13 protein-coding genes and 1 riboswitch are annotated in these 14365 nt (G+C 44.4%); all 13 genes read right to left on the reverse strand.

The genetic code is table 11. The features are described 5' to 3' along the window. Positions 1–146: 146 nt before the first annotated feature. Positions 147–881: a GltB/FmdC/FwdC-like GXGXG domain-containing protein gene (locus MAHAU_RS08480; protein WP_013781315.1), complete on the reverse strand. Its 735-nt coding sequence runs from the start codon at positions 879–881 to the stop codon at positions 147–149. After that, positions 878–2143, reverse strand: a complete 1266-nt coding sequence (locus tag MAHAU_RS08485; RefSeq protein WP_013781316.1) for an NAD(P)/FAD-dependent oxidoreductase — start codon at positions 2141–2143, stop codon at positions 878–880. Before MAHAU_RS08485 ends, MAHAU_RS08480 begins: the two co-directional genes overlap by 4 nt. A gap of 6 nt (positions 2144–2149) precedes the next feature. Further along, positions 2150–2590, reverse strand: a complete 441-nt coding sequence (locus tag MAHAU_RS08490) for a 4Fe-4S dicluster domain-containing protein (RefSeq protein ID WP_013781317.1) — start codon at positions 2588–2590, stop codon at positions 2150–2152. Positions 2591–2601: 11 nt separating this feature from the next. Then, positions 2602–4104, reverse strand: a complete 1503-nt coding sequence (locus tag MAHAU_RS08495) for a glutamate synthase-related protein (RefSeq protein ID WP_013781318.1) — start codon at positions 4102–4104, stop codon at positions 2602–2604. Next, positions 4101–5192, reverse strand: a complete 1092-nt coding sequence (locus tag MAHAU_RS08500; RefSeq protein ID WP_013781319.1) for a class II glutamine amidotransferase — start codon at positions 5190–5192, stop codon at positions 4101–4103. Before MAHAU_RS08500 ends, MAHAU_RS08495 begins: the two co-directional genes overlap by 4 nt. 461 nt (positions 5193–5653) lie before the next feature. Further along, complete coding sequence (dapB, locus tag MAHAU_RS08505) at positions 5654–6508, reverse strand: 4-hydroxy-tetrahydrodipicolinate reductase (protein ID WP_013781320.1); 855 nt, start codon at positions 6506–6508, stop codon at positions 5654–5656. 129 nt (positions 6509–6637) lie between these two features. Further along, positions 6638–6776, reverse strand: a riboswitch (cyclic di-AMP (ydaO/yuaA leader). Between the two features lie 140 nt (positions 6777–6916). Further along, positions 6917–7138 (reverse strand): NifU family protein, encoded by a 222-nt coding sequence (locus MAHAU_RS08510; protein ID WP_013781321.1) that lies wholly within the window; start codon positions 7136–7138, stop codon positions 6917–6919. Between the two features lie 100 nt (positions 7139–7238). Then, positions 7239–9713: a leucine--tRNA ligase gene (leuS, locus tag MAHAU_RS08515; protein WP_013781322.1), complete on the reverse strand. Its 2475-nt coding sequence runs from the start codon at positions 9711–9713 to the stop codon at positions 7239–7241. 95 nt (positions 9714–9808) lie between these two features. Then, positions 9809–10165, reverse strand: coding sequence for a ribosome silencing factor (rsfS, locus tag MAHAU_RS08520; RefSeq protein ID WP_013781323.1), 357 nt, complete (start codon positions 10163–10165; stop codon positions 9809–9811). 74 nt (positions 10166–10239) lie between these two features. Then, positions 10240–10461: a CLC_0170 family protein gene (locus MAHAU_RS08525; RefSeq protein ID WP_013781324.1), complete on the reverse strand. Its 222-nt coding sequence runs from the start codon at positions 10459–10461 to the stop codon at positions 10240–10242. 4 nt (positions 10462–10465) lie between these two features. Beyond that, the gene (locus tag MAHAU_RS08530; protein WP_013781325.1) at positions 10466–11554 is read right to left on the reverse strand and encodes a GerAB/ArcD/ProY family transporter; all 1089 of its coding nucleotides are present in this window, start codon (positions 11552–11554) and stop codon (positions 10466–10468) included. Positions 11555–11563: 9 nt separating this feature from the next. Next, positions 11564–12745 (reverse strand): Ger(x)C family spore germination protein, encoded by a 1182-nt coding sequence (locus MAHAU_RS08535; protein ID WP_013781326.1) that lies wholly within the window; start codon positions 12743–12745, stop codon positions 11564–11566. Next, positions 12742–14355 carry a spore germination protein gene (locus MAHAU_RS08540; RefSeq protein ID WP_013781327.1) on the reverse strand — a complete coding sequence of 538 codons (1614 nt, stop codon included), beginning with the start codon at positions 14353–14355 and terminating at the stop codon, positions 12742–12744. The genes MAHAU_RS08535 and MAHAU_RS08540 overlap by 4 nt, the downstream gene beginning before the upstream one ends. Positions 14356–14365: the final 10 nt, after the last annotated feature.

The raw sequence follows: 14365 nt of genomic DNA on the forward strand, positions 1-14365 counted from the left end.
CTTAACCACTTGATGTTAAGAACGCCATTGTTCTAAAATTATTTTCGCCTTGATCCCATAATAAAATGACATGGGCTCTGGCTGATCTCATTATAACAGATACACCATACAAACGCAACAGAAAATTTTTTACCCCATATATAGGCTCATGAATAAAGCTTGCCGTACGGTCGTTTGCCAAATGGCACTAGTTTTGTAAACGTACCATTCAAAATATCTTCGGCATCGTAGTCGAAATATTCCGCAAACTGCTCTATATACATGCGCAACACCTTTTGGTCTTTATCATCTATGGATTGCATATCGGCTTCCTTGCCCAACCGATATTTGTCCACTTCACCTCTTATATATATCACACCGCCATGCATACCGGTACCACAATAATTGCCTACTACGGACTCATCGGCTTGTAATCCAATGCCCAGCAATATGAGTATGCCTCCTGCCATGTATTCGCCGAAGAAATCGCCTGCTTTGCCACCGACTACTATAGCGGGTATCTTGTCCTCGTATTCCTTCATGTGTATTCCCACACGGTATCCCACATCATCGCGTACGAATATTGTACCGCCGCGCATGGCGTATCCTATGGTATCCCCTGCATGACCATTTATTACAACCTTGCCTGCGTTCATGGTATTGCCTACGGCGTCTTGTGTATTGCCCTTTACAACGATCATAGGGCCATCCATAAAGGCCGCCATATCATTGCCGGGTATACCCTCCACCGTTATGGTCAGGTTACCGCGCATGCCGTCGCCTATATATCGCTGGCCTCGCACATTTAGCACCCTTATATCATCTTCGCCTGAGGCAGCAGCTTGTTTGAGCAAAGCGTTCAGTTGCTGATAATGCATAGCGTTGGCGTCTATAACCTTCATTTGCGTTTCACCCCCAGCAGCTTTTCCTTCCTATAGCTTTTTGGCATATAGACAAAGCCAAAGTCTTCATCCAAAAGTTTATTCTTGAAAGCCGTTACATCGATTTTATCTTTTATAAGGCCTGTCAATATCCCCGCTCGATCGATGTCGGTTAATCGTATAAATCCTACCAATCGATTATCCTTAAATACTGCTTTCTTGTAAACCTTTTTATCGGGCTGTATTACCGATGCCACTTCATAATCATCGCCAGTCGGCTTTATAATGCCGGCTGTTATCATCGGCAAACCGAAGAAAGCTATGGAATTCCTTGCAAAGCCGCCGTCGAATGCGACGTCATCGCCGGCCATATTGCGCCCCGCTACTTCACCCTGTATATATGCATTGGGCCATATAGGCGTCACGCGCTGGTCCTCATAAACGATGTCATAGGCTTCGGCTACATCGCCTGCCGCATATACATCGTTTATATCGGAGCACATATGATCATCGACTTTTATACCTCGATTTATGCTTATGTCGGTATTTGCCACCACATCGGTATTCGGGCGCACACCTATAGCCGTTATTATCATATCGCACTCGATGCTGTCACCGTTTTTCAATATCACCCCCGACGCTCGATCATCGCCTATAACCTCTGTTACGGTGTTGTTCAATATAATGTTTATGCCATGTTCTTCTAATACTTCCTGCACCATAGCCGCAGCCTGCTCATCCAATATAGTGCTCAGTATCCGGTCGGCCAATTCTACCACCGTCACGCTGACGCCACATTTTACCAAACCCTCAGCCGCCTTAAGTCCTATGAGGCCACCGCCTATGACCACAGCCTTTTTACCCGGCTTGGCAATCGCTTTCAATTGCTCGGCATCATCGCGCTTTATAAAAGTATATACACCTTTTTTGTCACTGCCCTTCGTAGGCGGTACAAAAGGCTTGCCGCCCGTAGCTATGAGCAACCTATCATATGTTACCGTTTTGCCATCGGATAGTAGCACCTGTTTTCCGGCTGTATCTATAGAAACCGCCTTCACGCCAAGGAGCAGCGATACATCATTATCCTCATAGAAACCGGCATCTCTATATGCCATTTTCTTGTCATCGACTGTTCCAGCCAACAGATACGATATCAATGGCCTGGAATAGGCGTAATATGGTTCTTCCGATATAACGGTTATATTGCCGGCATCATCTACCTGTCTTATGCCCTCCACAGCACCTACCGCGGCTGCTGAGTTACCTATTATAACGTATTCCACGACGTCTCACCCCCTATTCACATATATGAGCGCTTCGTTCGGACAATGCGATACGCAGGCCGGCTGCGGCAACTCCGGACATAGATCGCATTTTGAAACCACTTTATCTCCATTCTCATTGCGCTTTATAGCGCCATAAGGACAGGCCATAATGCAGGTCCAGCAACCCACGCATTTATCGGTATTACATGCCACGGCCCCGCGCTCATCCCTATGCATAGCACCCGTTATGCATGATTTTATACATGCGGCATCATCACAATGCCGACACTGCAAGCCAAATGATACGGGTTTTGCTTCTTCTACCAGTATACCGGGCAGAGGGCGTGGGTTTTCCACCTTAAAAGCCCAGATGATGTCCTTTGATTGTGAATGGGCTACTATACAATTTATTTCGCATAAGCGACAGCCCACACAGTATTCTTCTAAAGCATATACGCGTTTCATATTATCTATCCTCACTCTCCAGCGGCCTTTATACCCAGTATATCCAGCTCCTTTTGGGTTAGTCCAACGCCTCTTAACATCTCGCGGTTGCCGCGCAGGCTTTCTATGGAATTTATACCCATGCCTCCCAGCATCTCCTTTATCTCATGCTCCCACGCCGTTATAAGGTTAACCAGGCGGCGCGCCCCTATATTGGGATTCAGCCTCTTAACCAATTGCGGGTCCTGCGTTGCTATCCCCCAGTTGCATTTGCCGGTATTGCATTTCTGGCACATATGACATCCTATGGCTATCAAGGCTGATGTAGCTATATAAACCGCATCCGCTCCCAATGCTATAGCCTTTATTATATCGGCGCTGTTGCGCATGCTGCCGGCAGCCACCACCGATACCTGATGGCGTATACCTTCTTCTTTAAGCCTGGTATCCACTGCTGCTATGGCCATCTCTATCGGAATACCGACATTATCGCGTATGCGCAGCGGCGCTGCCCCTGTACCTCCGCGAAAACCATCTATGGCTATAATATCAGCACCGGCACGAGCTATACCTGACGCTATGGCCGCAACGTTATGCACAGCCGCTATCTTAACGCTTATCGGCTTTGTATAATTCGTAGCCTCTTTAAGCGCATATATGAGCTGGCGCAGGTCTTCTATCGAATATATATCATGATGCGGTGCCGGGGATATGGCGTCGCTACCCTCCGGTATCATACGCGTAGCCGATACCTCCGCGCCTACCTTCTCGCCGGGCAAATGCCCTCCAATGCCAGGCTTTGCACCTTGCCCTATTTTTATTTCCAATGCCGCAGCAGTATTCAAATAATCGGCATGGACACCGAATCTACCGGATGCCACCTGAGCTATGGTATTCTTGCCGTAACGGTACAGACTGCTGTGGAGGCCGCCTTCACCAGTATTATAATATATACCGAGCTCAGTGGCCGCACGGGCCAATGCCTCACAAGCATTTAAGCTTATGGAACCGAAGGACATAGCAGAAAACATGATAGGTACCTTGAGTATTAACTGCGGCGTAAGCTTAGTCATAAGCTTACCGTCTTGGTCAAACTCCAACCTATCGGGTTTGCGTCCCAGATATGTTTTGAGTTCCATAGGCTCGCGCAATGGGTCTATAGAAGGATTAGTAACCTGACTGGCATTGAGCACTATTTTATCCCAGTATATTGGATATCCTTGAGGATTACCCATACTGGTCAACATTACAGTACCGCTCTCAGCCTGTTTCTGCACTTCTGTGATAGCCTTTTTGGTCCAATTAGCATTGGCTTTGAATTCCTGTGGATTCGGTATTATAGTTAGCGCATGCGTCGGGCAAAAAGTGACGCAACGCTGGCAATCTACGCACTTAGCATCATCGGCTTTTACTTTACCGTCTTTTTCATCTAGATAATGCACTTCATTAGCGCACTGTCTAACGCATACCTGGCATTGTATGCATCTATTTTCATCACGTACCACCAAAAATTCCGGTAAAACGTAGCTTATCATACTTTCACCCCCTCTAACACACCTATAACCGGCTCTCCTGCTCTAGGTGCCCATATCCTGTCCGGATTAGCACATATCTCTACGATGGCCGATTCCTCACTGGATACATATAGCACATCGCCTTTTTCAGCAGCTACAAGCGGCCTCAACTTTATCCTATCGTTTAGAGCAAGCATAACATTGTTAAAAGCCACTATGATGGAAAACGGCCCGTTCATCATAGCCTTGCCATATACCGCTCTTAAAGCGGTATAAAACGCTTTATTTCCATCAGGCATACGCTCTATCTCATCCCACATAGGCGGGGCCATGATCTTGCACGCTGTCTCCAAAGGCATACCCTGCCGGCGCACAAACAGATCCAAAAGATAGGCCACCACTTCAGTATCGGTCTGCATAGTACATTCATAGCCGAATTCATTGAGGTAATGGCGGTTTGCACCATAAGAAGACAGCTCGCCGTTATGAACCACCGAGAGATCGAGCAGTGTAAACGGATGTGCGCCACCCCACCAACCTGGCGTATTGGTAGGAAAACGGCCATGTGCTGTCCACATATACCCTTCGTAGTTATACAACTGATAAAATTCGCCTATGTCTTCAGGATAGCCCACACCCTTAAATGCGCCCATATTCTTGCCGCTGGATACCACAAAAGCACCGTCTATCCTTTTATTAAGATTGATAACGCATTGAGCCACAAATTCGTCTGATGAAAGCCCTGAAGAAGTCAGCTTTTCCTCTTTGGGTAGTGCAAAATAACGCCATATTATAGGCTCGTTGTTTATCGAACTCACCTTTGTGTTAGGTATGGGCCCTGCTTCGGCGATATTGAAATGCTCGTTCAAAAAGCGCTCACTGGTCTCCCTTGCCTGTTCATCATCATAAAACATATGGAAAGCATAATGATCCTTATATTCCGGATATATGCCATAGGCCGCGAAGCCACCGCCCAAGCCGTTGGAGCGCTCTCTCATAAGAGCTATCGACTGTATTATATCGTTGCCGGAGAACCTTCGCCCGCTGCGGTCCATTATGCCGCTGACCGCACAGCCCGACGGTACCCTCTCGTATTTTTCCCTTAACATCCATAAAACCCCCTCAACGGATTATGAATTTTATTTATCAAGCATCATGCATTTATAAAAACGTAAACAAATGCATTTACTCATATAGCCGCATTTAACTGATTATATATTAAGGATATAATGAGTTAAATGCATAATTTTAATCTAAAACTTGCATAAAAGGGTTAAAATTAAGCGCCTCATCAGAACATACTCAAATGTTCTAATGACGCGCCGAACAAATCTATCTCTGCGCACTTGATCACGCCATTGTGTTCAAGTAATAATATTTTAACATGCAAAACGTAGAAATGCAAATATTTTTTTCAGACTTCTGCAATTCGTAATATATAACTGAAACGGGTGATATAAAGCGAGGTATATATGCCAAGCCTGTAGCAGGCATAGGCTTTATATCATTGCACGCGCTGAATTTGTTATATTACGAATTACAGTTCAGGCTTTTTAGGGTACGTTTGCCATTATGCGTGTGAATCCCTCTGCTTATTGGCAAATCGTTCCAACGCCTCCTCAAGATTCAAAACATCGGCCATATCATAAACGCCCTTTCGTCCGACAATAAATTTAGCTGCTTTAATAGCCCCTTTGGCAAATGCAGAGCGAGTAAAAGACTGATGCATTATCTCCACGCTATCTTCGTCGCTGGCAAACATTACCTTATGTACGCCAACTATACCACCGGCCCTGAGAGAATGTATGGGTATAATATTCGCTCCCCTTAAAGATATGGCGTCATTCTCAGTTAATATCTTAACACTATCCTCTATACCCCGCCCTTCGGATATGCTTTCCGCTATTTTTATAGCCGTACCGGATGGTATATCCTTTTTATCTTTAAAATGCTCTTCTATTATTTCTACATCATAATCATCCAATAATTGAGCTGCAATTTTGCACAAAAACTGTAACACATTTACACCAAGCGTAATATTAGGTGCTATAACCATACCTACCTTGTTTTGAACGGCTATGCTCCGAAGTTTCTGAAATTGTATATCGGTAAATCCTGTAGTTGCTATTACTGCATTTATCTTATTGCGTGCTAGCACTGTTGCATTCGTTATGCAAGCCTCTGGATTAGTGAAGTCTATCGCTACGTCAGGTTTAAAAATCCTTAATCCTTCATTTAGCAAGTTGCTGCCCATTACTTTTATGCCTGTCTCAGATATGCCTAATAGAGTTCCCACATCCTGTCCTATCTTATCACTGCCGGGCCTGCAAACGGCCATAACCAATTGAATATCCTTTCTCCCTATCATGTTCTTCGCTACTATCTTACCAGTTCTACCTAAACCTATCATACATGCTTTAACCATCTCTTACCTCCTTAAAATGACATTATTTGGACTTAAACATCGAATTTATATCCATATTATTACATCTAATGAGGAAAAATAAAACCGTGGAGTCAACCACGGCTTTATTATCATATAATCATATCACCGTTCACTCCCTTTCAACGCTTACGAGGTTAGCTGACAGGCTCGAGCTGAAAGAGTTGCTCTATCCTTTCGGAATACGCCTCATATTATCCTAATGGGTCCCCCGTTTTCCTATATTCAGGAAATTAAGCGAATCAAACTTGAGATGTTTATATTTTAATATTTTTCAGTGCTGATGTCAAGCAAATGTTACCTATAATTGGTATGGAAAGTCTTATATTATAGCCATAACATAAGTCCGAAAAAGGCGTTGCTATATGCAACGCCTTTTTAGTATGAGTCTTATACAGCCACTACTTCTTTTACCTCAGGTACGCTCTCTTTAAGCGTTTCCTCTATACCCTGTTTCAATGTCATCAGAGCAAACGGGCATGCGCCGCAAGCCCCGGTCAATTTGACCTTTACTACACCGTCACTTGCCACATCGACTAATTCCACATCGCCACCGTCAGCCTTTAAAGCCGGGCGTATTTTTTCCAATGCTGCTTCTACTTTTTCTTTCATAGGATTTATCCTCCTCTGCATAAAATAATCGGTCAGCATATATCGCTATATCGCTGTATGGGTATTATATCATACAAAACCTATCATTTCAATTATATTTTTATCTCACAACAATATTTACCAACTTATCCGGCACAGACACAACCTTTATGATGTTTTTATCAGCTATAGACGCCGCTACCTTAGACGACTGCATAGCCAGGATTTTCATTTTGTCCTCATCGGCCCCGGCAGGCATCATAACCTTATCGCGCACCTTGCCATTTACTTGCACCACCACCTCTACCTGCTGTTTTACCAGGGCATCGGCATCGTATATCGGCCATGCTTGCAGGTAAAGCGGAGCACCATGACCCGTCCTATGCCACATTTCCTCGGAAATATGTGGTACAAACGGAGCCAACAACAACAACAACGTTTCTACGGCTTCCATCATAACAGTCGATGGACTATCAGCAGTATCACTCTGATACATGGCATTAACCATTTCCATTATAGCACTTATAGCGGTATTGAAGTTATAGCGTTCGGCTATATCATCGCTGACCTTCTTTATAGTGTAGTTTATGATATAGCGCAACTCTTTATCCCCATCGCTTATTAAATCGGTTTCAGGCTTTCCATTTTCTACCCACTCTTTTACAGCATCGGCATATTGATCCACCAATCTCCATACGCGGTTCAAAAAGCGAAAGCATCCTTCTACGCTTTGATCGCTCCATTCCAAATCCCTTTCGGGTGGCGCGGCAAACAGTATAAACAGGCGTGCCGTATCCGCACCGTATTTATCCACTATGTCTTCCGGGCTTACTATATTGCCTTTGGATTTGGACATCTTGGAACCATCCTTGAGCACCATACCTTGGGTCAACAAATTGACAAATGGCTCATTCACATCTACTAGCCCCAAATCATGCAATACTTTGGTAAAGAAGCGCGAATATAAAAGATGAAGTATTGCGTGCTCTACGCCGCCCACGTATTGATCCACCGGCATCCAATATGATGCCTTCTCTTTGTTGAATGCCTCTTTATCATTCCTCGGATCGGTGTAGCGCAAATAATACCATGAGGAACATACAAATGTGTCCATGGTATCGACTTCACGCCGTGCTGGACCGCCGCATATGGGACATTTGGTATTCACGAAGCTTTCTGATGTAGTAAGCGGCGATTGGCCTGTCCCTGTAAATACTACATCGGTAGGCAGCATAACCGGCAATTGGTCCTCGGGCACTGGCACCTCGCCGCATTTTTCGCAATACACTATCGGTATAGGCGCACCCCAGTATCGCTGCCGCGATATAAGCCAGTCTCTAAGCTTATAAGTTGTTTTGCGTCGACCTAGCCCGTTTTCTTCCATATAACTTATGACACGCTCTATACCGTCTCGATTATCAAAGCCATTAAATTGACCTGAATTTATCATGATGCCGTCATCCTCATAGGCCTGCTCCAGGTCAAAATCCTGTGCGGCATCAGCCGGTTTTATAACAGGCACTATGGGTAATCCATATTTCTTTGCAAACTCAAAATCCCTGCCATCATGAGCCGGCACACCCATCACTGCACCGGTACCGTATTCCATCAGCACATAATTGGCTGTATATATAGGTATACGTGCGCCGTTCATAGGATTTATAGCATATCGGCCGATAAATACGCCCTCTTTTTCGGCTTCGGTCGATGTGCGGGTTATTTCATCGAGTGCTTCTATCTTCTTTTGAAAGTCCTTAACCTGTTTATAATATGGTGTTTTCTTTGCTAATTTTTCTATCAGAGGATGCTCCGGTGCCAACACTACAAACGATACGCCGAATATGGTATCAGGTCTGGTGGTAAATACTGTGATTTTTTCGTTCTTTACATCCTCTATACTGAAGATAACCTCGGCGCCGTAGCTCTTGCCTATCCAGTTACGCTGCATGCTTTTGACCTTATCTGGCCAACCGTCCAGTTTATCTATATCCTGAAGCAACCTTTCAGCATAATCGGTAATTTTGAAAAACCACTGCTCCAAATCCTTTTTACCTACCGGCGTACCGCACCTTTCACAGCAACCAGCGACTACCTGTTCGTTAGCCAGCACCGTGCCACACGACGGACACCAATTAACGCGCGCCTTTTTCTTATAGGCCAGACCGTTCTTATAAAACTGAAGGAACAACCACTGAGTCCATTTGTAGTAAGCCGGGTGACAAGATGCCACCTCGCGATCCCAATCATAACTTATACCTAATTGTTTGAGCTGGCGGCGCATATTGTTTATATTATCCCATGTCCATTTGCTAGGCTCCACACCGTTTTTTATAGCGGCATTCTCAGCCGGCAGACCAAATGCATCCCAGCCCATAGGATGCAATACATTATAGCCCTGCATACGCTTATAACGAGCTATGACATCGCCTATCGAATAATTGCGAACATGACCCATATGTAATTTCCCTGACGGATACGGGAACATCTCCAACATATAATATTTGGGCTTTTGATTGTCTTCCGTCGCCTTAAAAGCTTTGGTTTTTTCCCATTCATCTTGCCATCGGCCTTCTATAGCCTTAAAATCATAAATCAATTACTGTCTAACCTTCCTCTCTTAATAGACATCTATGTATCGACAAATGCTTCGAGCACACTACCCGAAGCATTTGATAAATGCATCTTTATAAATTATGCTTTGGCGGCGACATGTATATTGTCGCCCTCACTCCATAATCTTTCCAGACTGTAAAATTCTCTTTCTTGCTGCCGAAATATATGGACTATCACATCGCCATAATCCATAACTATCCAGCAGCCTTCCCTGTATCCTTCCAGACGCCTGAGTGGAATATGACACTCATCCATTTTCTCTTCGATATAATCGCACAATGCCCTAGACTGTACCGTCGACCTCACGCTGCATATCACGAATTCATCCGCTATAATGGTCATCTCAGCCACATCCAAAACGATTATATCCTGCGCCTTTTTGTCATCCATCATGCGCCCTATCATCAACGCCATCTCTTTTGATTTCAATGCCAAAAAATCATTACCCCCATTTATTTTTGTTTACAAATATATTATACAACCTTTTGGCTTAATTGCAATATCACATCTTAACCGAACAATTTGGCCAATATCTGTATAATTATAAAAATAACCGGCCCGGCTATAATGTATATGATACCTATGGCATGCGAGAAATGAGCCTCTCTTATTAAGCCTTTATGATGCATCTCCGGTGCATCCACTATGATATCGAATAGGCCTATAACGACTACCATGACCATCGTCCATATATTGTAGATGCTCTTTGCGGCATCCATAATACCTGCCATATATCTAGTCTTTTATCCTCCTTATAACAGCTATTGTATATAGAATTATTGGCATAATGAATAATATACCTATACCATATGGTATCAGAAAGCGGAAGAATTTATTTGCCTCTATGATATTTTGCGGTATAAGGGATATTGTATATATGATCGGCACCAAGGGCATGATCAACGGCTTATATTCGGTAAAGCCCAACATTTGTGACAGGACTAGTGCTGCAGCCCATAACAACCCCGCTATGGTAGGCAAAACCATCATAAGCCATAAACCTATAAAGATGGTGGGCAAACGTTCTATGAACATGCCCGGGTATTCCGCCGCTGACAACGCTGATACCGATGGTACAATAGATGTCTTCGCCCCATTTTCTCCTATAGTACCTATAGTAAGGAATATCATAAAGATTCCGATAAAAGCTACGATGACAGAGGCGTACAGTGCCTCTTTGCCTATAGCCCTGGGTTTGCTTAAAAACGGGACTATAATAAAAAGAAGGCTCATTTCCTCCCAATCCGCAATTCCTTTTACGCCGGCTTTTAATATGGGTATAGGGCCTTCGGCCATAAAAGGCAACAGATTATCGAGTTTTACATTCGGTATAACAAATGCAAATAGAAGCAATATAAGCGGCAAAACGCTTATGCCGAGCAGCATCGACATGCGCGATAACGGTTCTATACCGTATCGAGCTATGTATATGGCCGCAACCAAAAAAGAAAACGCTATAACCTCAGTAGGGGTTTTGTCCAACAGAGTCAACTTTGTTATCTCACACATACCCCTAAGCGCCCGAGCTGATACAAGCAGCCAGTACGCAGCCAAAATCATTGACAATACCAATCCTATCCATGCCCCCATTATAATGCAGCTATACTCGACAAATCCGTGTTTATAGAACCTCTTACTCAAGGCACCCATAGCCAGTATTCCAGGCAAGACAAAAGCATATCCCGTCAAATAGGCCAGCCACGCGTCCGGCCCCGATTCCTGCGCTAGAAGACGTGCATCTATCAAAGAACCGATCTCTATCATAGTAGCCACAAGAAAGAACATTGCTTCTTGTTCATTTATCCTATCATTATTTTTAAACATACCTACACCTCAATATTTCATACCAACACGTCGTATCTTAGTATCTACATGCACCGATACCGGCATGGACCCATATATATCATCCCACTTTTTTTCGATGCCCTTCCATTCTTTATAATGATGCTTTTCCATATAATCGCCAAAACCCAAAGCATCGGTCTTATACTGCTTCTGCAATTTATCTATCATGAAATCTATTTCCCGCTCTAACTCTTCCGATACCGCCTGCTCGGCTTTAGCTATATAAGCCTCATCCGCTGTCTTATCGCCGTTTATCTCGGCAATATTGCCTTCCATCCTTATCTCTATAGCCATAGAAGGCTTCTTATCCTTAAAGTCAGCTTTTAACTGGGTATGCTCTCCATATATTTCAAATGTCAAAGACCCTGCCTTGCTTTTAGGATCCTTCACTACTATCTCGCCACCTTTTATCTTTCCCATAACGAACTGCGCAGCTCGGGTCTCTTGCTCTCCCAACCATCCCGCTAACTTACCATCCTTTATAAGGCCGCTGCCAGCTATTTTTATGTCTTTATCTTCAGATATGCTTATGCGCCCCGTAAGCATACTGTATCCATCGCCGAGTTTATGCAGAAAATCACAGAGATCAGTATCTATAAAACGGCCGGTCTTAGCACCCTGCTGTAGCTGATCTGATATAAACATGGAAACCGAGTGAGCTATTTGCGGCTGAGCAGAAAATATATCTTTGGCCGAACCGTCAGCTATAAGCACCTTTATGCCACGCATACTTTCCGGGTCTCGTGCCCAAAAATCCAGTACATCGAGCAGATTATAGCGCTCAGCCAGTTCTTCCCCTATGACGAGCACTTTCTGGTGACCGAAGAATAATACGCGGTCGGAACGAGTGGCCATTTGGCGTTCTATTTCAAAGAAACTCGTACCGGTGCTGCTGTACACCCATGCAGGTTTTTGATTTCCAGCGCTACCTGCATTACTGCTTCCATTATTCTGACCTAACATGAATCTAAATACGGGTATCTCGAGCGTCAGCATAAACGGATTGACATTATATCCTTCTATATTTTCCATACCTTTATTCTTATTGCTTTCGGGCGCCACATCGGCAGCGGCGCCCAACACAAAGGCCTGCTTATCTATTTCTACCTTATCCCAACAACCTGTTAATATCGGCGCTAATATCAATCCTAATATCAATAGTTTTTTCAATGTTTAACGACCTTCTCACGATACACGACGTCACTTGTCTTATCCTTATTCATGCGCTGTTCATCCTGCAGATGTAAATAGCTCTCCCTGGTACGCATAGACACCCACGGCGCCCGTATTATGCTATCTTTAAGGTCGCGCAAGTTCAGCGGTATCCAAGGCGCCATATATGGTATGCCGAAACTTTTTAAGATAGACAGATGGCTGACTATCATCATCACAGTCAATATGATGCCATATAATCCTAGGGTTGTAGCCAAAATCATTAAAATAAAGCGCAATATACGAAAACTTATGGCAAGATCATAGCTCGGTATAGCAAAATTGGCTATGGCAGTCAATGCTACCACCACCACCATAGCCGGGCTCACTATATTGGCTCCCACTGCTGCCTGGCCTATGATAATAGCACCAACTACGCCTATGGTTTGTCCCATGGCACCGGGCAGGCGCATGCCGGCCTCGCGCAGCAATTCCAGTGAACCCTCCATTATAAAGGCCTCTATAAAAGCCGGAAAGGGCAATCCCTCCCGGCCTGCTGCCATAGATAAAGCCAGCGACGTCGGTATCATTTCTGGATGATAGGAAAGCATAGCAATGTAAAGCGATGGTAATAGTAGAGCTACGATAGTCCCTATAAAACGTGTAAAACGTATTAAGCTGCTTATAAGCCAGCGCTGATAGTAATCATCGGGTGCCTGCATGAAACTATTCAGCGTCGTAGGCAGCAGCAGTACGAATGGCGTGTTGTCGACCGCAATGCATACCTTGCCCCCCATCAGCGCAGCGGCCGCTTTATCCGGCCGTTCTGTGGTTTGGATCTGCGGAAACGGCGAGATCCAATCGTCCTCTATAAGATGTTCTATTAAGGCGCTACCTACGACGCTGTCGACATCTATGCCATCTAAGCGCTTATTAAGCTCATCGAGCACATTAACGTTAACGATGCTCTCTATATACATCACCGCCACATCAGTTTTGCTGCGGCGACCGATATGATAGGTCTTGAGCTTAAGCCTAGGATCACGTATATATCGCCGCACCAGCATTGTGTTTATGCGCAAAGTCTCGGTAAAAGCATCTTTTGGACCGCGCACGGTGGGTTCGACAGCAGGGTCGCTCACCTGGCGATGTTCCCAACCTTTAACTTCTACTATGACACACCTGGCTATACCATCTATAAATATAACTGTACTACCGCTCATGATATTAAAGACTATACCATCCATGTCATCGCCTTCTCTCACGCTTGCTGCCGATATCACGGCTTCTTTGGCATAGCAAAAGGCATCATCCGCACCTTCTATTTCAATGTCAGCCATGCGCGATTCCAATGTTAATGGCTTGATTATATAGTTATCGATAAAGTCCGTATTGACCAGACCGTCTAAAAATACCAGTTCGGCTTTCATCTTGCCTGCTATCCTGAAAGAACGGTACACTATGTCGTCGCAGTCCTTGAGTATGGTCTGCATCATTTTTACATTTTTATCCAGTTTTTTATCAAGCTTAATGCCATGATACGATCCATCGGCTGATGCAATGTTGTCGTCGGGATCTTTCCCAAGCACAAAATCTTTTAATCTATGATATATGGTAGACAAATGCATATAAAAAACC

This window comes from Mahella australiensis 50-1 BON (assembly GCF_000213255.1).
Lineage (GTDB): Bacteria > Bacillota > Clostridia > Mahellales > Mahellaceae > Mahella > Mahella australiensis.

What these genes read in the sequence shown, in the direction of transcription:
- MAHAU_RS08480 (WP_013781315.1), bottom strand. Translation starts at nt 881, where the DNA reads ATGAAGGTTATAGACGCCAACGCTATGCATTATCAGCAACTGAACGCT.
- MAHAU_RS08490 (WP_013781317.1), bottom strand. Translation starts at nt 2,590, where the DNA reads ATGAAACGCGTATATGCTTTAGAAGAATACTGTGTGGGCTGTCGCTTA.
- MAHAU_RS08495 (WP_013781318.1), bottom strand. Translation starts at nt 4,104, where the DNA reads ATGATAAGCTACGTTTTACCGGAATTTTTGGTGGTACGTGATGAAAAT.
- MAHAU_RS08500 (WP_013781319.1), bottom strand. Translation starts at nt 5,192, where the DNA reads ATGTTAAGGGAAAAATACGAGAGGGTACCGTCGGGCTGTGCGGTCAGC.
- dapB (WP_013781320.1), bottom strand. Translation starts at nt 6,508, where the DNA reads ATGGTTAAAGCATGTATGATAGGTTTAGGTAGAACTGGTAAGATAGTA.
- MAHAU_RS08510 (WP_013781321.1), bottom strand. Translation starts at nt 7,138, where the DNA reads ATGAAAGAAAAAGTAGAAGCAGCATTGGAAAAAATACGCCCGGCTTTA.
- MAHAU_RS08525 (WP_013781324.1), bottom strand. Translation starts at nt 10,461, where the DNA reads ATGGCAGGTATTATGGATGCCGCAAAGAGCATCTACAATATATGGACG.
- MAHAU_RS08530 (WP_013781325.1), bottom strand. Translation starts at nt 11,554, where the DNA reads ATGTTTAAAAATAATGATAGGATAAATGAACAAGAAGCAATGTTCTTT.
- MAHAU_RS08540 (WP_013781327.1), bottom strand. Translation starts at nt 14,355, where the DNA reads ATGCATTTGTCTACCATATATCATAGATTAAAAGATTTTGTGCTTGGG.